Annotated in this window: 20 protein-coding genes; 12 read left to right on the top strand and 8 right to left on the bottom strand. The window is 45.1% G+C overall.

What is annotated here, in order from left to right; genetic code table 11:
* The first annotated feature begins 260 nt into the window (after positions 1 to 260).
* Both FFM80_RS10335 and FFM80_RS10330 read left to right on the top strand, forming a co-directional pair.
* Positions 261 to 1,454 (top strand): GGDEF domain-containing protein, encoded by a 1,194-nt coding sequence (locus FFM80_RS10335; protein WP_223877339.1) that lies wholly within the window; start codon positions 261 to 263, stop codon positions 1,452 to 1,454.
* 146 nt (positions 1,455 to 1,600) lie between these two features.
* The gene (locus FFM80_RS10330; protein ID WP_137640720.1) at positions 1,601 to 2,779 is read left to right on the top strand and encodes a GGDEF domain-containing protein; all 1,179 of its coding nucleotides are present in this window, start codon (positions 1,601 to 1,603) and stop codon (positions 2,777 to 2,779) included.
* An 85-nt stretch (positions 2,780 to 2,864) separates the two neighbouring features.
* On the opposite strand, the gene FFM80_RS10325 is transcribed toward FFM80_RS10330, so the two are convergent.
* The 7 genes from FFM80_RS10325 to FFM80_RS10295 all read right to left on the bottom strand — a co-directional run bounded on the left by FFM80_RS10325 (position 2,865) and on the right by FFM80_RS10295 (position 9,838).
* Complete coding sequence (locus FFM80_RS10325) at positions 2,865 to 3,848, bottom strand: DUF4097 family beta strand repeat-containing protein (protein ID WP_137640719.1); 984 nt, start codon at positions 3,846 to 3,848, stop codon at positions 2,865 to 2,867.
* Positions 3,832 to 4,470 (bottom strand): DUF1700 domain-containing protein, encoded by a 639-nt coding sequence (locus tag FFM80_RS10320; protein WP_137640718.1) that lies wholly within the window; start codon positions 4,468 to 4,470, stop codon positions 3,832 to 3,834. The genes FFM80_RS10325 and FFM80_RS10320 overlap by 17 nt, the downstream gene beginning before the upstream one ends.
* Positions 4,467 to 4,784: a PadR family transcriptional regulator gene (locus FFM80_RS10315; protein WP_137640717.1), complete on the bottom strand. Its 318-nt coding sequence runs from the start codon at positions 4,782 to 4,784 to the stop codon at positions 4,467 to 4,469. Before FFM80_RS10315 ends, FFM80_RS10320 begins: the two co-directional genes overlap by 4 nt.
* Positions 4,785 to 5,371: 587 nt before the next feature.
* Positions 5,372 to 6,133: an amino acid ABC transporter ATP-binding protein gene (locus FFM80_RS10310; RefSeq protein ID WP_137640716.1), complete on the bottom strand. Its 762-nt coding sequence runs from the start codon at positions 6,131 to 6,133 to the stop codon at positions 5,372 to 5,374.
* An 11-nt stretch (positions 6,134 to 6,144) separates the two neighbouring features.
* Positions 6,145 to 6,843, bottom strand: a complete 699-nt coding sequence (locus FFM80_RS10305) for an amino acid ABC transporter permease (protein ID WP_171001082.1) — start codon at positions 6,841 to 6,843, stop codon at positions 6,145 to 6,147.
* Between the two features lie 357 nt (positions 6,844 to 7,200).
* On the bottom strand, positions 7,201 to 8,013 hold the full coding sequence (locus FFM80_RS10300; protein ID WP_137640714.1) for a transporter substrate-binding domain-containing protein: 813 nt from the start codon (positions 8,011 to 8,013) through the stop codon (positions 7,201 to 7,203).
* Positions 8,014 to 8,605: 592 nt separating this feature from the next.
* Positions 8,606 to 9,838, bottom strand: coding sequence for an aminotransferase-like domain-containing protein (locus FFM80_RS10295; RefSeq protein ID WP_137640713.1), 1,233 nt, complete (start codon positions 9,836 to 9,838; stop codon positions 8,606 to 8,608).
* Positions 9,839 to 9,973: 135 nt separating this feature from the next.
* Here FFM80_RS10295 and FFM80_RS10290 point away from each other — a divergent pair, with 135 nt between their 5' ends.
* On the top strand, positions 9,974 to 10,873 hold the full coding sequence (locus FFM80_RS10290; protein WP_137640712.1) for a LysR family transcriptional regulator: 900 nt from the start codon (positions 9,974 to 9,976) through the stop codon (positions 10,871 to 10,873).
* Between the two features lie 96 nt (positions 10,874 to 10,969).
* On the opposite strand, the gene FFM80_RS10285 is transcribed toward FFM80_RS10290, so the two are convergent.
* Positions 10,970 to 11,812, bottom strand: a complete 843-nt coding sequence (locus FFM80_RS10285) for an alpha/beta hydrolase (protein ID WP_137640711.1) — start codon at positions 11,810 to 11,812, stop codon at positions 10,970 to 10,972.
* Between the two features lie 663 nt (positions 11,813 to 12,475).
* Here FFM80_RS10285 and FFM80_RS10280 point away from each other — a divergent pair.
* The 9 genes from FFM80_RS10280 (at position 12,476) to FFM80_RS10240 (ending at position 20,799) form a co-directional block, all read left to right on the top strand.
* On the top strand, positions 12,476 to 13,759 hold the full coding sequence (locus tag FFM80_RS10280) for a NupC/NupG family nucleoside CNT transporter (protein WP_137640710.1): 1,284 nt from the start codon (positions 12,476 to 12,478) through the stop codon (positions 13,757 to 13,759).
* A 354-nt stretch (positions 13,760 to 14,113) separates the two neighbouring features.
* Complete coding sequence (gene rsmG, locus FFM80_RS10275; protein ID WP_137640709.1) at positions 14,114 to 14,848, top strand: 16S rRNA (guanine(527)-N(7))-methyltransferase RsmG; 735 nt, start codon at positions 14,114 to 14,116, stop codon at positions 14,846 to 14,848.
* A gap of 18 nt (positions 14,849 to 14,866) precedes the next feature.
* Positions 14,867 to 15,718: a nucleoid occlusion protein gene (gene noc / locus FFM80_RS10270; RefSeq protein ID WP_137640708.1), complete on the top strand. Its 852-nt coding sequence runs from the start codon at positions 14,867 to 14,869 to the stop codon at positions 15,716 to 15,718.
* Positions 15,719 to 15,720: 2 nt separating this feature from the next.
* The gene (locus FFM80_RS10265; protein ID WP_137633849.1) at positions 15,721 to 16,488 is read left to right on the top strand and encodes a ParA family protein; all 768 of its coding nucleotides are present in this window, start codon (positions 15,721 to 15,723) and stop codon (positions 16,486 to 16,488) included.
* Positions 16,478 to 17,365, top strand: coding sequence for a ParB/RepB/Spo0J family partition protein (locus tag FFM80_RS10260; RefSeq protein WP_137640707.1), 888 nt, complete (start codon positions 16,478 to 16,480; stop codon positions 17,363 to 17,365). The genes FFM80_RS10265 and FFM80_RS10260 overlap by 11 nt, the downstream gene beginning before the upstream one ends.
* 444 nt (positions 17,366 to 17,809) lie before the next feature.
* A complete protein-coding gene (locus FFM80_RS10255; protein ID WP_137633851.1) occupies positions 17,810 to 17,998 on the top strand; it encodes a DUF951 domain-containing protein in 189 nt (62 codons plus the stop codon).
* 28 nt (positions 17,999 to 18,026) lie between these two features.
* The gene (ychF, locus tag FFM80_RS10250; RefSeq protein ID WP_137640706.1) at positions 18,027 to 19,127 is read left to right on the top strand and encodes a redox-regulated ATPase YchF; all 1,101 of its coding nucleotides are present in this window, start codon (positions 18,027 to 18,029) and stop codon (positions 19,125 to 19,127) included.
* A 20-nt stretch (positions 19,128 to 19,147) separates the two neighbouring features.
* A complete protein-coding gene (locus tag FFM80_RS10245) occupies positions 19,148 to 19,870 on the top strand; it encodes a DUF1129 domain-containing protein (protein ID WP_223877338.1) in 723 nt (240 codons plus the stop codon).
* A gap of 449 nt (positions 19,871 to 20,319) precedes the next feature.
* Positions 20,320 to 20,799 carry a hypothetical protein gene (locus FFM80_RS10240; RefSeq protein WP_137640704.1) on the top strand — a complete coding sequence of 160 codons (480 nt, stop codon included), beginning with the start codon at positions 20,320 to 20,322 and terminating at the stop codon, positions 20,797 to 20,799.
* Positions 20,800 to 20,916: the final 117 nt, after the last annotated feature.

Here is a 20,916-nt window from a genome sequence, read left to right as displayed (position 1 = left end):
TGAATATGCCCGGCGACCCTTTAAAGATGCAAAAAAAGTTTTGGCCGAGTGAAACGGTCAAAATGAAGATGATATTGAACAATTTAAAGCCTTGACTAGCAAGCGGTTTGATAACATTTGCGTGTAACATTTGATAATTAAATTTATCTAAAAGGGGGTTAATCCCCGGCCACTAGCGGAATTGACCCTAACCATTTGACGCGTATTAATGGTAAGATAAAGTGAAAACGTTAAATGGCTTAATGGGTGGGGTGAGTAACATGCCAGTAATGGATTTAATCGAACAATTTACGACCGATTTTATTAATATTCGAGCGGTGATTATTGCATTGATTATGGTCGGTCTAATTACGAGTATGACGGCGATGACTTATATCTTGGAACAGCGAGCGTTTAAGTTACGACGCCCCAAGTTTACCCATCTGATTCATGGCATTGAAGCTGCCAGTGTGATTGTCAGCATTATCTTGTTACGCCAAGTTTTCTGGGTGATGAACTCAGGCGATGTATTGAGTTGGGGCTATGCCACGGCTCAATTGACGGTGCTGTTATTTAGTCTATATATGATGCAAAACCTAGCCGTTGAGCTAGTCAATATTGTGATGCCGATCTTTTTCTATGGTCAGGGCATGTATATGGGGCGTGGTTGGCAGTATGTGGCGGTCTTTATTACGATGAGCCTATTACTAACCGGGTCGATTATTTATGTTAGTCATCATCAAGCCTCAGCGCTGGACGCGACTTGGAAGTATCTAGCACTGCAGATTGTTTACGGTGGAACTTGGTGTTTCATTATCTGGTCAGTGCATCCGTTCGATATGTGGTACACCTTAACAGTCCTAGTGGTCTTTACTATTTATATGGCGGTGATTCGGTTCTTCGTCACCCGTGTCAGTAATTTTGTTGATCGGTTTACGCGTTTAGATCAGGCCGTCAATTACGATGAATTGACTGGGATTCGTAATCGGGCGAGCTTTGACACCGCGAGTGTTGATGTGTTCGGCTTTTACGAGAAACATCCGAATGTGCCGATTACGATGGTCATGTTTGATATTGATCATTTCAAACGTTTTAACGATCAATATGGTCATATGACGGGTGATGCCGTGTTAAAACATGTGGCGCAGCATTTCCAACATGAATTGGCGAAACAAACCTCGCGGGGCGAAGTCTTTCGTTACGGCGGTGAAGAGTTTGTCATTATTTTCCGAGGTGTCGATGCGCAAAAAGCTCGGCAGATTGTGACGACGATTCGCAACTCGCTGCAGGCGGAACCGTTAGTCTATAATGATCAAGCTTTGACGATTACAGTCTCGCTAGGTATCTCAGCCTTGAAAGCACAAGATTCAGACTTTGATAGCTGGTTCAAACGAGTTGATCACTATTTGTATCAATCGAAAGAGGCCGGGCGGAATCGCCTGACTATCGAGGGTGCCACGATGGCATTGAAGTAGTCCAAGGGCCCGCTAATCCGGCCCTTTTTCCAGCTTAATTAGTGGATTAAACGAATTAAAATTTTTATAAATGAGTATCACCATTAGGGTTAAATAATGGTATGCTTAAAAACGTTTTTAGAACGTGAGTGTTGGTAGGTGAATCCATGTACTTATTGGAAAATTTTTTAAGCGATGTTTTTAATATTAAATCAATTATCATGGCGCTAATTACGGTGGGGCTAATTGCGATTATGATGGTCCTGACTTATATGCTTGCCCCGCGGTCGACTAAATTGCCACGACGCTATCGACTAGTAATCGACTTGGTTGAAGCCGGCGTAGTCATCGGTGGGGTCGTTTTATTGCGCCAAACGTTCTGGGTACTGAATGCTGGCAACGTTTTGAGCTGGGGCTATGCGATTGCTCAATTGATGATCCTACTCTTTAGTTTGTACGCCATGCAAAATATTGCCGTAACCTTGGTCAATCTGGCGATGCCGGTGTTCTTCTACGGTCAGGCGCTGTATATGGGCGCAAGCTGGCAGTGGTGGTGGCTGTTTGCCCTGATGCTCTTAGTGTTAGTTGGGGTGATTGGCTATATTAGTCATCATCAAGCGTTGGTTTTAAAGTCGGAATGGCGATTCTTAGGGTTACAACTACTCTACGGTTTGGCGTGGTGTTTGATCATTTGGTCGGTCCGGCCATTTCGGCTATTTTACATCGTTAATGTGTTAGTGATCTTTATTATCTATATGTGGATCATCCGGTTCTTTGTCACACGGGTTAATCGCGTGATCGCGCATTTTGCGAGCCTAGATCAAGCGGCTAATTATGATGAGCTGACCGGGGTTCGTAACCGAGCCAACTTTGATACTACGACGGTCGGGGTCTTTGGCGTCTATCAGCGGCACCCCGCGATGCCGATTACGATGGCAATGTTTGACATTGACCATTTCAAATACTTCAATGACGACTATGGCCATCTGGCGGGTGATGCGGTGTTAAAGCATGTTGCGCAGCATTTTAATCAGGAATTGTTACGGCAGACTAATCATGGCGAGCTATTTCGCTATGGTGGTGAAGAGTTTGTCATTATCTTTGAAAACACTGAACCCTTAGAAGCCCAACGGATTGTGACGGCAATTCGGGATACCTTACAACATGAACCAGTTAACCTCAATGGTAAGAAGCTGAATGTCACGGTCTCAATCGGGATTTCCGCGTTACAGACCACGGATTTAAACTTCGATAGTTGGTTCAAACGGGTTGATCATTATTTATACTTGGCTAAAGAAGCTGGCCGTGATCGCATTACGGTCGAAGGTGACACCCAGAAATTATAATTCAGTTAATAAAAGAACGCTCGCAACGGTTTAAATCGTTGTGAACGTTCTTTTTGGTATTGTAAAGTTAGCTAGAATGGCGCCATTAGGAAGCACTGACGTTAATATTACCATCGTCAGTTTTAAGCTGGTATTGAACGGTGGCATTTGGACGGTAAGTCATCTTTTGCTGATCATCGCCACTGCGCTTTTGATTGAAGATATTGAGCGTGCCATCACTCGTGCGAGCTTGAATCCCGACCTGACGAGTGGTTTGGACATGAATATTGCCATCGTTGGTTGTCGCAGTGAGTAACTTGGTTAGTTGATTATTGCTGAGCGTGATATTGCCATCGGTTGTCTCAATCTTTGCTTGCTTGAACCGGTTATGGTGAACGGACAAGTTCCCCGTCGTAGTCCGTAGTTTAGCCTGTTTGAAGGTTGAATGTGCCAGCGTGATATTACCGTCATTCGTGTCGATCGTTGATGGTCCATCAGCGAATTGGCTGTGCGTAATGTTGACGTTAGTGGTGCTGGTACTTAGCCTTAAGCTTGGCGCTGTCACTTGGTTAAGCTGTGCATTGTCCGCTGATAAAGTGAGCGGCTTTTTGGCGGTCACTTGATTCAAGCTGACGTGACCGGTACTGGTTAGCTGTAACTGTTGAACGGTAAGGTGGCTTAATTGCAAGTCGGTTTGAGCAGACGTTGTTTTGATGCGCGTTAAGGTCGTCTTGTTGGGGACGGTAATTTCAATCCGATTGGCATTGTCACTGAGCATAAAGCCGACCATTTCTGGGACCCGTGGTGACTTGATGGTAATGTGGCCGTTCGTGTTGGTAACGACTGGCTTGACTCTAGCGGCGCTGATTTTAATGCTGGCGGTGTTGCCACGAACGACGATCACATCGGCGTCTGCGCCTAAGGTTAATGACTTAAGCTTGTTTGGATAATACGTTTTGTGATAGTGATGCATCACATGGAACCCTTTGTCCCAATAAACGGATTGAATCCCGTTATTTGCAATCCCGAAGATGACGAGAATCAGGCCGAGGATTAAGAAAATAACGCCTAATTTAACGGTTTTTTTCATGATGACGACCTCCTATTTCTGCTCGATTGCGTTTAACGAAGCGGTGATAGAGTCGTTGGGTAATCGTGGCGACACCTTGGATAATCAGGCCAACGAACCAAACGACTAATGGGAGAACTAATAACTCAAGCCCAATGGTGGCGAGTCCCGCCCCTAAGTAAAATAAGCTGACCCATAATGATTGCGTGAATAAGCCCACCCCGGCAGTGATCGCAATCAATGCCATGATGGTTACAGCGGCAATAATCGCTAAAACTGACAGGCCAATGGCGATGACGGCCACGAATAAGGCAAACATCACAGCCAAAATGGCAAGTAAGGCGGGGATCGTAATGGGTGTGGATAGAATCGCTAATCCTACGAGCCAAATACTACGAACGTTAGCTTTGGAACGTTGCTGATGCGTTGAAGTGCTGTTCAGGTTTTCGTTAAAGCGAATTGAATAATCTGCCAGAATTTTACGGGCTAATTGCTTGGGTGTCCCTAATTCCGCGACACAAGCATCAAATGAGTCGATGCCGGCGTCGAGTAAATATTCACGATAAAATTCTAAGACTTCATCGCGTTCATCTGATTGCAATTGCACGAGCAGGGCGGCAAATTTATCTAAGTAGTCTGTCATGATGGTGCGTCCCCCTTTAATAACGTATTAATAGCTTGAAAATAAGTCTGCCAATCGTGCTGTACGTTGGTCAACTGATCGGTACCGGCCGCGGTTAGTTGGTAATAACGGCGATTTCGGCCTTGATAGGCTTGGTCGTAAGTTGTGACCCAGCCATTCTTCTTTAACCGGCGTAAGACCGGGTAAAGTGTGGATTCTGAGACAGAGATGGAAGCTTGCAACTTTTGGGTGAGGGCATAACCGTAATAATCTTCCGTTTGCAGCAACGCTAACACGCAACCGTCAAGCAGTTCTGAGCTGATTTGAATGGCCATCACTATTCCTCCTGTCATATTATACGTCATATAGTATTGTATGACCTAAAGTATAATAAGTTTATTAATGAATGTCAATTTATATATTAATGTGTTTAGTGCTAGTTGGCTTAACTTGCCACTCTGGTTGGGCCAGAATCGGCTGGAACGTGGTGGCCGCGTTTTCGAGCCACAGTACGGTCTCGAAAGCCGGGCTTTATCTAAGTCGGAAAATCACCGACTAAGATAAACGACACCACTGAGCCAATTCTGGCCCGCCCGGCGTTAGTTAACGGGAATTAATGATTATCTATTATCGACCTCAAATTTAGCCGAGAGGTTGGTTCCTAAAACGCTCGGCCGTGTCGTTGGTCTTAGTGCGAGTGATCTGCTCGGACTTAGGCCAAGGCCAGTTTTGAAGACCAGGCTTTGGCTTCAAAATGGTCCATGGCGTTCTAGCATTTTAGAAACCAACCGGCAGGCGGCAATTTCAACTGGCGCTAAGCGTAAATTAATGGTTGATTATTTTTAAATCTTGAGGATCGTTATTGGCTTCAAAATGGTAATCGGACCAAAAAAACGCCCACCAAATAGGTGAGCGTTGTGGTTTAGTTATTAGCTTTGTCAGAGATGGTGGTGAATGTCATCGCGGCTAAGAAGTCAGCAATCCGCTGGGTCGGCTGTTTGAAGAACTCAGCCGGTGTGCCATCGAATAAGATCTTGCCGGCTTCAACAAATAAAATCTTATCAGCGACGGAACGGGCGAACTCTAAGTTATGTGTCACGATAATCATCGAATCTTTTTCCTGGGCGAGTTCTAGTAAGACACGTAGGACCCCCGCTTCTAACTCGGGATCTAGAGCGCTAGTAGGTTCGTCTAACAAGATGTATTCTGGATTCATAGCTAATGAGCGGGCAATAGCCACGCGTTGCTGCTGGCCACCGGAAAGTTGGCTAGGATAAGCTTCAGCTTTATCGGCTAAGCCAACTTTAGTTAAGAGTTCCAACGCCGTCTTTTTAGCGACAGCGGGAGTTTGCTTTAAGACTTGAACTGGACCTTCCATCACGTTTTTAACAACTGTTAAATGTGGGAAGAGGTTGTAGCCTTGAAAGACCATCCCCGTTTTACGGCGTAACGTTAAGATGTCTTTGCTACTTAACGGTTTTGTAAAATCAATAAGTTGGTCGTTAAAGGTATAACGGCCGCTTTCAGGTCGCTCTAATAAGTTGAGCGAGCGTAATAAGGTTGATTTACCGGAACCGGAAGGCCCGACAATGACCGTGGTTTGTTGTTCTTTAAATTCGGTATTGATATCAATTAAGGCTTGATGATCGCCGAACGTTTTATTAACATGTTCTAATTTAATCACGGGAACCCCTCCTAATTGGCCGTTTTAATGTAACGCGAGCTCCGTTTCTCTAAGTAGCCTTGTAGCCAACTGAGAATTGAGCAGAGGATCGCATACAGTGCCGCGACTAACGTATACATCACTAGCGGCTGGTAGTTTTCGGCCGCAATCTGTTGACTGACTTCAAACATTTCGATGATCGTAATCGAGGCCGCCAAAGAGGTATCTTTCACTAAGCTGATAAAGCTGTTGGATAACGGTGGTAACGAGACTCGCGCCGCTTGGGGCAGGATAATTCGGCGCAAGACTTGCGGTTTTGTCATGCCAATCGAGTAGGCGGCTTCCCATTGGCCTTCAGGAATCGACAGGATCGAAGCCCGAATGGTTTCAGCACAGTAAGCCCCAGTGTTAAGTGAGAAAGTCATAATCCCAGCGGTCCAGGGGTCTAATTGAATACCGTTGGGGAAGACCCCTTTGATTTTGAGATACGGTAACCCAAAATAGACGATGAATAATTGGACTAATAGCGGGGTACTGCGGAACAGCCAAACGTAGAAATAAGCAATTGCTTTGAGGATTGAGAACCAACCGTGGCGTGGTGATAGCTTCACTAAAGCCGTCAAGACCGCTAAGATTAAGCCAATAATAAAGGATACAATTGCAATGGGAATCGTGTATTTAAGCCCCGCTAAAGCAATTTGCGGGATCGCTGTGACAATGATATGCCAGATAGAATTCATAAGTGTAAAGGGCCTCCTATAACGCGTAATGGGTCATACTATGTACGCTTGATGTTAGTTGAAATTGCCGCCTGCCAGTTGGATGCTAAATGGCTGAGCTGAAAATCACTAATTGTTAATTTTTTAAGTGCTGTTAGTTAACGTCGGGCGGCCCAGCATTGGCTCAGTGGTGTCGTTTATCTTGGTCGGTGATTTTCCGACTTAGATAACCCCCGGCTTGGAAGACCGACCTTTGGCTTCCAAACGCGGTCACCACGTTCCAGCCGATGCTGGGCCAACCAGAGTGACATTTTAATCCAACTAGCACCAAACGTATACTATGTATCCCGTCAAATTGACGGGCGTAAATTATTCTTTGGTAACATCGCCACCAAAATAGTGCTTCGATAGCTTAGTCAAAGTACCATCTTTTTTCAATTCATTAATGGCTTTAGTAATCTGTTTTTGTAATTTGGCATGTTTCTTAGTGACAATGGCGCCAATCTTTTGACTGGCAATGGCATCACCACTGTCGATTAACTTGATGCTGGCATTGGGCTTTTGTTTTAAGTAAGCATAGAATGCTTCACGTGAGTTAATCGTGCCGTCCACGCGGCCTTGATTGACCAGATCAATGGATTGTTGGAAACCATCAGTTGGGGTAATTGTTGCGCCTAAACGCTTGGCATCTTTGGCATTGTTAGTCGTGGTAGCTTCCGCAACCTTCTTGCCTTTGATATCGGTAATCTTTTTGATCGATTTGTTAGACTTTTTAACCGCTAATTGTGATTTAGAGTAGATGTAAGGTGTTGAGAACAGGTATTTTTGTTTCCGTGCCTTGTTTTCTGCGATATTGTTGAACACGACATCATATTTATTAACGTCTAAACCAGCGATTAAAGAATCGAACTTAGTGGGGACAAACTTAACTTTTAAGCCCATCTTTTTAGCGACATCGCGCGCTAGATCGACTTCGTATCCAGTTAATTTACCGTCTTTACGGTAGCTATAAGGTTGGAAGGTACCCTCCAACCCGACCGTTAACGTGCCGGAAGTTTGTAAGTCTAAATTCGACTTAGCGGCACTACTTTTACTGCTTGAGTTATTCCCGCAAGCCGTTAAGACCACGGCTAAAGCGACCCCGAATAACGCAATACTTAATTTTTTAACTAAACGTTTCATAAAGTAAGAACACTCCCTAATTTTTTTGACACCTACCTATCATAAATGAAAAGTCACTAACTGACAAAAAATAAGTGCTTATATTAATGGTTGTCTAGTTATTAATTGGGTCGCTTGTGCTAGTCAAAATTATCGTCTGCCGGTTGGTTGCTAAAATGTTGGAACGCTGTGGGCTATTTTGAAGCCAAGCTGGGTCTTCAAAACTGATCTTGGTCTAAGTTCAAGAAGCCACTTGCACTGAGATCAACGGCACGGCTAAGGTAACTAATTAAAAATAACGTACATAGACAACCCATCTGATAATTAACGCCGGGCGGCCAGCATTGGCTCAGTGGTGTCGTTTATCTTAGTCGTGGTTTTCGACTTAGATAAAGCCCGGCTTTCGAGACCGTTCTGTGGCTCGAAAACGTGGCCACCACGTTCCAGCCGGTGCTGGGCCAACCAGAGTGGCAAGTTTGATCTGATAAGCGCTAATCATGGATTAAGTCTATTTTATCGGAGCCGGCCAGTGACCGCAATGTTAGATAACCACTTTTGCCAATAGACGCAAAAAAGAGTTTGGCGGTTAAGCCAAACTCTGATTACAGACTGTTTAGAATTGAATCGCTGTTTTTAATGGTACTACCGGTGCCACGGCCTGGTTAGCTTGGAGTAAAACCCCGAGCCGCTTGATTCCGGCAGTAATGGTGACGGGGTCTAAGCTGGTAAAGTTCAAGCGGAAGCCATTTTTAACGGTCCGGCTCGCGAATTGGCAAGCGGCTGGGACATAAGCCACATGTGCTTGCGGGAGTACTTGAGTTTCTAATAATTGTTTAGCATCAATGTCGCTGGGTAAAGTGACCCAAATGAAGAAGCCACCAGCTGGACGTGTATACGTGATGTTTTTGGGGAAGTACCGGTCTAAGGCGGCTAACATGGCATCGCGCTTGAGACGATAGGCGGCGTTAATCGTGGCGATATGCGCGTCGATGTCATGCTGATCCAAATAACTATTGATCGCTTGCAAGGTGACATTTGGTGATTGCACATCAATCGCTGATTTCAAGCCAATTAATTCCGCCATGATTGGTTGGTCAGCCACGATCCAACCGGTCCGTAAAGCGGGTGATAAAATCTTTGAGAAGCTAGAAATAAAGACGACCCGGCCTTCAGTATCGTAGTGTTTAATCGCTGGGACTGATTTACCGCTATAACGGAGGTCACGATAAGGACTGTCTTCCAAAATAATCACGTCATATTGGTTCGCCAAGGAGACCATCGCTTGCCGACGTTTCGCAGATAACGTGGTGCCGGTCGGGTTGTGGAAATCTGGAATCGTATAAATGAGTTTGATTTCTGGATGGGCCTGTAAGGTTTTGCGCAAGGCTCGGATATTCATTCCGTTTTGGTCAACCGGGACTTCATAATAAGTCGGTTCGTACGTATCAAAGGCAGCGAGGGCCCCCATGTAAGTTGGGCCTTCTACAACCATCGCGTCACCGTGGTTTAATAATAGTTTAGCCACCAGATCAATCGCTTGTTGGCCACCTTGTGTCAACATGATGTTATCGGCGGTTGCCGTGACGCCGGCATGTGATGCCATGCGGTCAGCTAACTTTTGCCGTAAGTTTTGTGGGCCTTCCGTTGCTGAATACTGGAAGATTGCTGGTCCTTGCTGGTCGATCGCGGTTTGGTAAGCTTGTTTTAAGTCAGCATCCGGAAAGCGACGAATGTCGGGGAAACCGCCCGCAAAGGAAATGTTTTCTGGATTTGCACTATTCTTGAAGATTTCATCTAAGTCGGATGTATCGTTAGCTAATACCCGGTTTGCAAATAATTCTTTCATAATCAATGCCCCCACATTCTGTTAAGTCCTAATTAATTTCTTGATGACCATATGATATGATGGAGGGGGTATTTAGTAAAGCTCAACTTTTTCAATTATAAATGAAATTCATTCACCTAAGGAGTAAAGACAGCGATGGCTAATTTTGCGTATGAAGTATTTGCCACGGTGGTGGCCCAGAAAACCTTCTATCAAGCGGCAGCGACCTTGAATGTCACGCCCAGTGCAGTCAGTCACTCGGTTAATCAATTAGAAAAGGACTTGGGGTTCCCGTTGTTTATTCGTAACCGTTCGGGCGTTGAACTAACCAGTGATGGCCGCCAAGTCTTACCGTATGTGCAAGAAATCTTGAATACGGAGAGTAATTTACGCCAAGTTGCGGATAACATCCAAGGCTTGCATTCTGGTTCAGTTCGGATTGGGGGCTTTAGCAGTGTTTGTATCAATTGGTTGCCCCGAATTATTCGACGCTTCAATCATGAATATCCTGATATTGAGATTTCAGTATTTCAAGGCAATTTTAATGAAATTACGAAATGGGCCAAGATTGGGACGATTGATATTGGCTTCACCGCCATGCCCGTTAATGAGAACTTATTAGTGCATTCACTAATTAATGATCCCATCTATTGTGTAACGCCGGCTGGCTTTGTGCCTGAAAATGGCGAGTACATTACGATTGATGATGTCGCTGACCAAAACTTTATCTTGCAACAAAGTGACTACGATCGGGATACGAAGTTAGCGCTGGACCATTATCATGTCACCAATAACTTCCTGCGTTTCTCGATTGATGATCAATCGATTATTTCAATGGTGGAGTCCGGGTTAGGAATGGGCATTCTGCCGAAACTTGCCTTAAAGAAACTAACCGGGGATGTTAACACGTACCCATTTGCGGAACCTTATAACCGTGAGATTGCGCTAGTGGCGAATAAAACGCAGTCAACCGCGCCCTCGACCGCGATGATGATTCGCTCAATTAAGCAGTTCTTAGTCGATGAGTATGGCGATGAGATGCTCTGGCAGGCGTAGGGTTTGAGGTTGAGAGTGTAAAAATAAGGATTCAGAAAATCGCATTGATTTCTGAATCCTTATTTTAGGCTTAATAGCTTAAGTGATGTTTGGGTGTTAGTTAATCGAATCTTGAATGAGATTGGCTAGACGCCAGCTACTGAATAATCGTGCGTGACTGGCTCGCCAAGTATGCAGAATCCGATGTTGGTAGCGATTGACTTGATTTTTAAAGATGGCTTGACCAGCTAGTGCACTCTGAACCGGCACGACGCCATCGCCATGTTTGATCCCTTTAGCATTCCCGGCAATTAGCGTCACGTTGATTGCTGAGTGAATGCTTTTTCGCTGGGAGATGAGCCGTTTTAAGCGGGTCGTTTGCTTAGTTACATGAACCGCAGTCGCCGTATCGTTATTTTGTTTGCGACTGGTTCCATTGAACGGGGTCGCGATGGCAACGAAGTTTAATGGTGATAGGCCAGCCGTTGTGTGAGCGAGGTAGTTGGTCGCCGTTAAGCCGCCATCGCCGTATGCTAGTAAATTGTAATGTTTAAAAGCCAGCTGTTGTTTGGCGGTCGTTATAACGGTCGTCATCCAATGGGCCTGTTGGGTAGCAGTCCCCGTTGGCAAGTTGAGCTGTAAGTAGGGCCGATTATCGTGGGGCTGCAACTGCCCATGGAAAGTGACATGGCCAGTTTTAGTGACTTGAATTTGAATGGTGGATTGGCTGCCATCGTTTTGTTGCAGCCCAGCGACTAGTTGACGACTATTAGTTTGGCTAACATTATGCCCCAATAACAGCACGGTTGGCACGCGATTAGTTGAGGTAATGGTGACCGCGTTGACCGGGTGTTTAGGCTGACGCACTTGTCGCTGCCAGAGTAGCGTTCCACCAATGACAGCAATTAGGATTGTGAACCAGCCGGTCGTAATCAAGGCTTGTTTTGTGGTCGTCTTCATCGTGCTCGGTTACCTCGTTTCCAAATATGTAGACTTTTTAATGCTAATTAGCTTGGACTGGTCACTCTGGTTAAGCCAGAATTGGCTGGAACGTGGCGATTTTAACTAACATTAGGATGAAACTTACTTTAAATTTAGCTTAATTGGGTGTTAGTTGCAACTTGTGACGATAGTCGCCATTGGTGGCGCATACTGATTTTAGTGCTGAAGACAGCAAAAGACCCGACCAAAAGATTTGGCCGGGTCTCCTTAAAGGCAATCAGTCGACTGCTCCGTACAGGGCAGAGACTGATGCTTTAAGATTAGATATGGTACTCAAAAAGCATCACCCCCTTTCATTAATTGTCTGTAGCTTACACTGGTTTGCCAGTGGGGTCAATTAATTAGTTCGGTAACCGGTGAAACGTGCTATAATAACGTTCCTTGGCAGGGGCGCGGGGGTCTTAAGGATTCCACGAGCTTTAATTGGACCGGTTGACTTTTATAAGCTGACCGGTCTTTTATTTTGAGCTAGCCGGGCTTAATTCGTTTTTTAATGAAACGGGTCAGTTTTTATTTAAGAAGGCTCCCTCCCGTTAATTATTTATGGTATCTTAATAAAGGTAGTTTTTTCTTAATATTTTATTGGGTTGCTAACATTTATAGGGAAGAGGGATTATTCACATGGTCTTTAACTTGGTAGTTAATATTATTGGGATTGTGGTCTTTATCGCAATCGCCTACTTATTCTCCAAGCAAAAGCACGCCATTCATTGGCGTTCAGTTGGTATCATGTTAGTTTTGGAAGTTATTTTAGCATGGTTCCTAACCGGTTCACAAGTTGGGGTCGACGCGGTTAAAGCGGCGGCTGACGGGTTTACTTGGCTCGTGGACGTATCGTATGACGGGATTGGGTTTGCGTTGGCTAGTTGGGTTAACGTCAAACAAATGGACTTTGTTACCAGTTCATTATTACCAATTTTGTTGATTGTGCCATTATTCGATATTTTAACGTACATCGGCGTTTTGCCATGGATCATTAAATGGGTCGGCCGTGGGTTAGCTTATATCACTGGTCAACCAAAGTTCGAATCATTCTTCGTTGTTGAAATGATGTTTTTAGGAAACACCGAAGCGTTGGCGGTTTCCCAATTACAATTGAAGCAGATGAAAGCACAACGAAACTTGACGATTGCAATGATGTCAATGAGTTGTGTCACGGCTTCCATCTTAGGGGCTTATATCCAAATGATGCCTGGTCAATTTATTTTGACGGCGGTTCCAATGAACGTCTTGAATGCGGCGATTATTGCGGCTATCTTAAATCCAGTTGAAGTTAAGCCGGAAGAAGATACGATTGCAAAAATCAATGGTAGTAATGCGGTTGAAGAAAATACAACGACGACTGAAACTAGTGGTTCTGAAGACTTGGCTGATGCACAAGTTAAAGCTGCTAAGCCGGCCCGCGAACCATTCTTCTCTTTCTTAGGTGACTCAATTCTTGGGGCTGGTAAGTTAATTTTAATTATCGCCGCCAATGTTATTGCCTTCGTGGCTTTAGCCAAATTAATCGATAAATTATTAGGTTTGATCAATTCAAACTTATCACTTGAAAATATCTTTGGGATTGTCATGTTCCCATTCGCTTGGTTACTTGGCTTCAACGCCCACGACGCGTTCCAAATGGCGTCTTACATGGGGACTAAGTTAGTGACTAACGAATTCGTTGTCATGGGGGAAGTTACTAGTAAAGTTAGTGGCTTTGAACCCCATTTCAAGGCAGTCTTGACGGTCTTCTTAACCTCCTTTGCGAACTTCTCAACGGTCGGTATGATCATCGGGGCCTTCAAAGGAATCGTTAACCGTGAAAAGAATGACTTGATTTCACGGAACGTTGGTTACATGTTATTATCTGGGATTTTAGTTTCCCTCTTATCATCCGGGGTCGTTGGCCTATTCGTTTGGTAAGCTTTAAACGTTAAACATATGGTACGGCAATTCGAGGTGGTCATCTCGAATTGCCGTATTTTTGTTTGAGTCTGCCTGCCGTCTGCTGGTTGGTTGCTAAAATGCTCGGATTTAAGCCAAGCCGACCACTCGTACCGTGGCCAACCAGCGTGGCAGGTGCCAGCGAACTAGTATTTGTGTCGAACGCCTAAGTTGACTGAAAACCTAGCATTTCCAAGGGTTAACCGCGGTTAATAATGCGGGTATCAGCATTGATTTTAGCCCGATTTTAAGTTAAAGTTATGAGGTGACGTGAAACATTAGCGTTGTTTCACAACTGTCAGGATCTGAGAACCGTAATTTAAGGAGTTTTAAATGAATCCAGAAGAATTTAAACAGGCTTTGGCGGCCAAAGGGATTACCCTTGATGCTCACCAAATGGCCCAATTCGCAACTTACTACCGATTATTGATTGAGACTAACCGGCAATTCAACTTAACGACGATTACCGATGAAGCGGATGTTTATTTGAAACATTTCTATGACTCGATTACGCCGGCTTTTTACGTAGCGGCGTTACGGGAACAGCCGCTGACCATTTGTGATGTCGGTGCTGGCGCTGGTTTTCCATCGTTGCCACTGAAGATTGCCTTTCCAAAACTGCAAGTGACGATTGTCGATTCGTTGAATAAACGAATTAATTTCTTGAACGAGCTGATTACCGCGTTAGACTTAACGGGGGTTCAGACATTCCACGATCGCGCTGAAACCTTTGCGGGGAAAAAGTCCGTTCATCGGGAAAGCTACGATCTAGTGACTGCTCGCGCAGTAGCGCGCCTATCCGTACTGAGCGAACTTTGCTTGCCGTTGGTTAAGGTTGGTGGGCAGATGGTGGCGTTGAAGGCCGCTAATGCGCGGACTGAGACTGCAGAAGGCGATTATGCGGTGCAACAATTAGGTGGTCAATTAAGTGCTGATGAAGCCTTTACACTACCGGAAACGGGCGATGCGCGCCATATTGTGGTGATTGACAAGAAGCGGCCATCACCTAAACGCTATCCGCGTAAACCTGGGACGCCGGCGAAACAGCCGTTAACAGCGCCTGAATAATGTTGGGAGGTAATTCAAATGGCATTCTCCTTATTTGGCTCGAATCGCGATAAGCGTAATAAGGATACGGAAGCGGCAACGCAGCATCAACAAATCATTCGCGTGCCGGTTACCGCCATTATTCCGAACCGTTTTCAACCGCGCCAAGTCTTTGATGAAGCGGGAATTGCGGAATTAGCGGCTACGATTGCGGAACACGGGTTGTTGCAACCAATCGTGTTACGTGAGTACGCTGATAAGAAATATGAAATTATTGCTGGCGAACGCCGTTTCCGGGCCGTCACGTCCCTACATTGGGCGGATGTTCCGGCGATTATCCAGAAGATGGATGATGGTGAGACAGCGTCAATGGCGTTGATTGAAAATTTACAACGACAAGATTTGACCGTTATTGAAGAGGCCACGGCCTATCAGGAGCTAATGAAGCTCAATCACTTGACTCAGGCTGCGATGGCCAGTGAACTCGGTAAGAGTCAGTCATTTGTTGCTAACAAATTACGGTTATTGAAGTTGGCCCAACCGGTGCAACAAGCGTTGTTACAGCGACAGATTAGTGAACGGCATGGCCGGGCCTTATTGACCTTGACTACTGACCAGCAGTTAGATGTGTTGCAACAAATCTTAGCGCATGATTTAACGGTCAAAGCGACGGAGCAATTGGTTCAAAAGCTAAATAATCCGCCTAAACCAAAACGTAAACGACCACGGGGGTTAACGGGCGATACCCGGATCGCGGTCAATACGATTAAGCAGTCGATCAAAATGGTGACTGATGCTGGTCTGTCGGTGAAAACTCATGAGGAAGACACTGAAGACGGTTATCGGATCACGATTGAAATTCCGAAAAATAAACCAAGGGGTGGTAAGTAATTATGGGAACCGTTATTGCACTCGCTAACCAAAAAGGTGGCGTTGGCAAGACGACCACGAGCATCAACTTAGGTGCGGCGCTGGTCGATCAAGGCCAAAAAGTACTATTGATTGATACGGATGCTCAAGGCAATGCCACGAGTGGTCTGGGCATTCAAAAGTCAGCCATCGAACATGAAATTTATGATGTTTTAATTAATGATACCCCGATTAAAGAAACGATTATCCCAACAACTCACCAGGGCTTGGACATTGTGCCAGCGACGATTCAATTGTCAGGGGCTGAAATCGAACTAACGCCGATGATGGCTCGTGAGACGCGGCTACGTGATGCCATTGATGATGTTCGTGGCGATTACGATTTTATTCTAATCGACTGTCCACCTTCGCTGGGACTACTGACGATCAATGCGTTTACCGCTTGTGACTCCATCTTAATCCCAGTTCAAAGTGAATATTATGCATTGGAAGGGTTGAGCCAGTTACTGAATACCATTAAGTTGGTTCAAAAGCACTTTAACCGCCAATTAAAAATTGAAGGCGTGTTGTTAACCATGTACGATGCCCGGACGAACCTTGGCCAACAAGTCAATGCCGAAGTTCGCAAGTTCTTCAAGGATGCTGTCTATCAGACGATTATTCCTCGAAACGTTCGGTTGTCAGAAGCGCCGAGTCACGGCTTGTCGATTATCGATTACGATATTCGGTCCAAGGGTGCTCAAGTTTATTTAGCATTAGCAAAGGAAGTGTTGGCTGCACATGGCAAGTAAAGATCAAAATAAAGCATTGGGCCGGGGGATTGACGCCTTGTTTGCCGATGCTGATGAACCAACCAGTGAAGCAGCGGTGGTTGACCTAGCGTTAACTGATATTCGAGCTAACCCTTATCAGCCGCGCCATAAGTTCGACCAGGCGGCGCTAAAGGAACTCGCTAGTTCGATTGAAAAATCCGGCGTTTTCCAGCCGATTATCGTGCGGCAACCAGATGCTGAAATTAAGAAGTATGAATTAATTGCCGGTGAACGGCGCTTTCGGGCTTCGAAGCTCGCAAAGCAGACGACGATTCCAGCAATCGTGCGTGACGTTACCGAAGAACAAATGATGGAAGTTGCCGTGCTGGAAAACCTGCAGCGGGAAGACTTAACGCCATTAGAAGAAGCCGAAGCTTACGAGTCTTTAATGAAGAAGTTAAAGCTTACGCAAGCGGAAGTTTCCAAGCGTTTAGGCAAGAGTCGCCCGTATATCGCTAATTATTTGCGGTTGTTAGGGTTGCCAGCCGGGGTCAAGCAGTTGATCCAACGCGGTAAGTTATCGATGGGCCAAGCCCGGACGTTGTTATCTTTAAAAGATAAGTCGAAGTTAGCGCCGTTAGCGAAAAAGGCCGTTAAAGATAATTTGACCGTGCGTCAACTCGAACAAATCGTGGCGCGTTATAATGGAGATACGGCTAAACCAGCTAAGAAGGCTGCGGTTAAAAAGTCACCTTATATTCGGGCGAGCGAAGAACAACTGCAAGAAAAGTTTGGGACGGCCGTTTCGATTCAAACCAAAGCTAGCAAAAAAGATCAGGGTAAAATTGAGATTCCATACTTATCGAATGACGATTTAACCCGGATCTTGGAAATCTTGAAAATTGACTTAAATTAGTTACGCTTGGTGCTAGTTGAAATTGTCGCCTGCCGGTTGGGTTTTAAAATGCTGGAACGCCATGGGCCATTTGGAAGCCAAAGAGAGGTCTTCAAAACTGTCGTTGGCCTAAGTCCGAGCAAATCACTCGAACTAAGGCCAACGACACGGCTGAGCATTTTAGGAACCAACCTCTCGGCTAACTAACTGAACTTAAAATAAATCGTTAACTTTTTTATTCCCGTTAGCTAACGACGGGCGGCCCAGAATTGGCTCAGTGGTGTCGTTTATCTTAGTCGGTGATTTTCCGGCCTAGATAAAGCCCGGCTTGCGAGACCGAACTTTGGCTCGCAAACGTGGCCACCACGTTCCAGCCGATTCTGGGCCAACCAGAGTGACAGTTTAATCCAACTAGCGTGGCAAATGAGTACAAAAAATAAATTAATTGATGAAGGAGCGTTGCGCATGTATGATTTAGGTGATATTGTCGAAATGAAGAAAGCGCATCCGTGTGGGGTCAACCGTTGGGAGATTACCCGGATGGGCGCTGATATTAAGATCAAATGTACAGGTTGCGATCACATTGTCATGCTGACGCGCCGCGAATTTGATAAGAAGTTAAAAAAGGTTTTAGTTAAAAAAGCTGAAGCTTAATTATTAAAAGGAAGAGTGAATAACTGATATGGCACTTACAGCAGGTATCGTTGGCTTGCCCAACGTTGGTAAATCAACATTGTTCAACGCAATCACAAAGGCCGGCGCCGAAATGGCGAACTATCCATTTGCAACAATCGACCCGAACGTTGGGATGGTTGAGGTTCCCGACAAACGTTTAGACCGGATTCAAGAAATCATTCCGGCTAAGAAAGTTGTCCCAACGACGTTTGAATTTACCGATATTGCCGGGATCGTTAAAGGTGCCAGCAAGGGTGAAGGTCTTGGTAACAAATTCTTGGAAAACATTCGCCAAGTTGATGCCATTGTCCACGTTGTCCGGGCATTTGACGATGATAACATTACCCATGTGACTGGGAAGGTCGACCCACAAGATGATATCGAAACGATCAATTTGGAATTGAGCTTAGCTGACCTAGAAGCCGTTGATAAGCGCTTAGCAAAAGTGCAACGGGCTGCTAAAGGGAGCGACAAAGAAGCCAAGGCTGAATTAGCGGTACTAGAAAAGATCAAGCCGGCCTTAGAAGCTGGTCAACCAGTTCGGTCATTAGAATTTAACGAAGATGATCAAGCCATTGTACGCGGGTTATTCTTATTAACTTCTAAGCCAGTCTTATATGTTGCCAACATTGCTGAAGATGATATGGCTGATCCTGAAAACTCGAAGTATTATCAAGTCGTTGCCGACTATGCGAAAAAGGAAGGCGCCCAAGCCATTGGGGTTGCTGCGGAAACTGAAGAAGAAATCGCTGAATTAGATGATGCCGATAAAGCTGATTTCTTAGCCGCTGAAGGCGTTGAAGAACCCGGCTTGAATAAGCTAATTCGGGCTTCTTACAAGCTCTTAGGCCTCGAAACCTTCTTCACGGCTGGTGGCAAGGAGACCCGGGCATGGACCTTCAAACGCGGTACTAAGGCGCCTCAAGCTGCTGGGATTATCCATTCTGACTTTGAACGTGGGTTTATCCGGGCTGAAGTGATGTCTTATGATGCCTTGAATGAAGCCGGTAGTGAAGCCAAAGTTAAGGAAAATGGGAAGTTACGGCTTGAAGGTAAAGATTACGTCATGCAAGACGGGGATATTGTTGAATTCCGGTTCAACGTTTAATCATAAAGGAGGAACTGCTCGTGAGTGAAGCACCGAAACAGCCGCGCAATGCCCAAGCGGGGGCCAAACAGATTCAAGCGGCCGAACACCCATTACGGGATGCCAGTGAGTTAACGAAGCGTAATGATGAGTACATGCGCCAGATGCGCAAAGCTTTAAACGCGACGGACCTCACCGGTGATAAGAAAAAAGCTGCGTTGGATGAAATGCTGACAACACTATTGGCTGAACAACATAAAGGGACAACTGCGCGTCAATTATATGGGACCGTTCAAGAACGGGTTCAAGCGATTGTCGAAGGTCCTAAGAAGGATCCAGCGCAACAAGCACAAGCAAATTACTGGGTCACAGCCTTGGATAATGGGTTGATGTTATTCATGATCTTCTGCTTAATGTATGGGGCCATTGGTTTCTTTGGCAAGAACGGTACGAATGGTTCAGCCGGTGCCAACGGGATTACGGCCATCTTGGTCACTTCAATCGTTGGTGGACTCGGGGTTGCCAAGTTGTTCCAATACTTGCAACCAGCTAAGGGTAAGAAGAAAGTGCCAATGTGGCGCAAGATTTTCTGGTCAATCTTAGCTGTTATTGTGTGGATGATGATCTTTACAATGACGGCCGCCTTACCGAAGGGCATGAATCCAAGCTTGCCAGCAATTGTTTATCTAGCAATTGCGGCCATTGTCTTTGGGATTCGTTTATGGCTCAAACGTCGCTTTAATATTGCTAACAGCATGTTTTAAAGGTATTAAACACTTATTCTGTTGTGGGATAAGTGTTTTAATTTACGCTGAGTTAATTTTAGGTTGATCGTCTCCGTTGGCCAGCCGATTCGCGGTGGGGCAGACCTGCAGCCAAAAGGCGGTTTGCAAAGCGTTTGTTAGCCGTAATTCCGTCTAACAAGTCGGCTCAGTCACTGCGACGATGAGTGTGGGCTAATCAGAAAAGTTGGTATGGCACCATTTTATTCTAGGAACGTCGTCATGATGAGGAATGTGAGTTTGAAACTATTTTTGTGCTAATACTTACAGCATTTGAAGCCCAAGATTAAGGCACTCATCCAATCTGCATTTGGTTTGCGTCAGTCTACAGTTTTTATGACTACACGCAACTATCTATTGTATTTATCGGATGCTAAAGCTATGCTTAAATAAGTTTTAACTAAAAAACGATTATACGGGGAGCGTTTTTAATGAATAAACAAACGGGGTTTAAAGTATTAGTCTTAGCTGCAGTCCTTACCACGGGCGTAGCGACAGTGCCTACTAATGTCAGCGCAGCTAAGTGGCACAAAGGTACACCTAAGGTCATCCGTGGCACTTATCAAGGCAAGCGGACTTCAGCTGCTGAAGGCTTTGGCTATTTCTACAAGGTGACTAGTAAATCCTTCATCCAACAATACTCAAACATGTCACAAGAGAAGACCATTAAACTTAAGTACAAGAAGCTTAAGGGGCACACTTACCGACTAGTCGGTCATACAAAGAAGCGTGGGATGGTTCTTGGGGGTAAATTTGACTCTGTAGTTTACCAAAAAGGCCACAAACTTTCTCTAGATACCTACAAGTCTTACAAGAAATATGGCTATAAGTATTTAAACCGGCAAATTAAAAAGAATCCAGCTAAACTAACTAAAAAGCTCAAGAGTAACGGCCGGATCGTTAAGTATTAAAACCCAAAAGTCATTGTCAGGATACAAGAATACCTGCCAAGGCTATACTCCTCTATGGGTAGACAAGCAAATAATTAAAGCTTGTTTACTTAGAGAGGAGTTTTTGTATGGGGAGAA

This window comes from Lactiplantibacillus dongliensis (genome assembly GCF_005405105.1).
GTDB lineage: Bacteria > Bacillota > Bacilli > Lactobacillales > Lactobacillaceae > Lactiplantibacillus > Lactiplantibacillus dongliensis.
The sequence above is the reverse complement of the archived record's forward strand: the minus strand, read 5'-3'. Positions and strand labels throughout refer to the sequence as shown.

Excerpts from the sequence above, each read along its gene's own strand:
- FFM80_RS10285 (WP_137640711.1), bottom strand. The coding sequence starts at position 11,812 with ATGAAGACGACCACAAAACAAGCCTTGATTACGACCGGCTGGTTCACA.
- FFM80_RS10315 (WP_137640717.1), bottom strand. The coding sequence starts at position 4,784 with ATGGCCATTCAAATCAGCTCAGAACTGCTTGACGGTTGCGTGTTAGCG.
- FFM80_RS10330 (WP_137640720.1), top strand. The coding sequence starts at position 1,601 with ATGTACTTATTGGAAAATTTTTTAAGCGATGTTTTTAATATTAAATCA.
- ychF (WP_137640706.1), top strand. The coding sequence starts at position 18,027 with ATGGCACTTACAGCAGGTATCGTTGGCTTGCCCAACGTTGGTAAATCA.
- FFM80_RS10265 (WP_137633849.1), top strand. The coding sequence starts at position 15,721 with ATGGGAACCGTTATTGCACTCGCTAACCAAAAAGGTGGCGTTGGCAAG.
- FFM80_RS10335 (WP_223877339.1), top strand. The coding sequence starts at position 261 with ATGCCAGTAATGGATTTAATCGAACAATTTACGACCGATTTTATTAAT.
- FFM80_RS10240 (WP_137640704.1), top strand. The coding sequence starts at position 20,320 with ATGAATAAACAAACGGGGTTTAAAGTATTAGTCTTAGCTGCAGTCCTT.
- FFM80_RS10300 (WP_137640714.1), bottom strand. The coding sequence starts at position 8,013 with ATGAAACGTTTAGTTAAAAAATTAAGTATTGCGTTATTCGGGGTCGCT.
- FFM80_RS10290 (WP_137640712.1), top strand. The coding sequence starts at position 9,974 with ATGGCTAATTTTGCGTATGAAGTATTTGCCACGGTGGTGGCCCAGAAA.
- FFM80_RS10325 (WP_137640719.1), bottom strand. The coding sequence starts at position 3,848 with ATGAAAAAAACCGTTAAATTAGGCGTTATTTTCTTAATCCTCGGCCTG.
- FFM80_RS10255 (WP_137633851.1), top strand. The coding sequence starts at position 17,810 with ATGTATGATTTAGGTGATATTGTCGAAATGAAGAAAGCGCATCCGTGT.
- FFM80_RS10280 (WP_137640710.1), top strand. The coding sequence starts at position 12,476 with ATGGTCTTTAACTTGGTAGTTAATATTATTGGGATTGTGGTCTTTATC.
- rsmG (WP_137640709.1), top strand. The coding sequence starts at position 14,114 with ATGAATCCAGAAGAATTTAAACAGGCTTTGGCGGCCAAAGGGATTACC.
- FFM80_RS10260 (WP_137640707.1), top strand. The coding sequence starts at position 16,478 with ATGGCAAGTAAAGATCAAAATAAAGCATTGGGCCGGGGGATTGACGCC.
- FFM80_RS10320 (WP_137640718.1), bottom strand. The coding sequence starts at position 4,470 with ATGACAGACTACTTAGATAAATTTGCCGCCCTGCTCGTGCAATTGCAA.
- FFM80_RS10295 (WP_137640713.1), bottom strand. The coding sequence starts at position 9,838 with ATGAAAGAATTATTTGCAAACCGGGTATTAGCTAACGATACATCCGAC.
- noc (WP_137640708.1), top strand. The coding sequence starts at position 14,867 with ATGGCATTCTCCTTATTTGGCTCGAATCGCGATAAGCGTAATAAGGAT.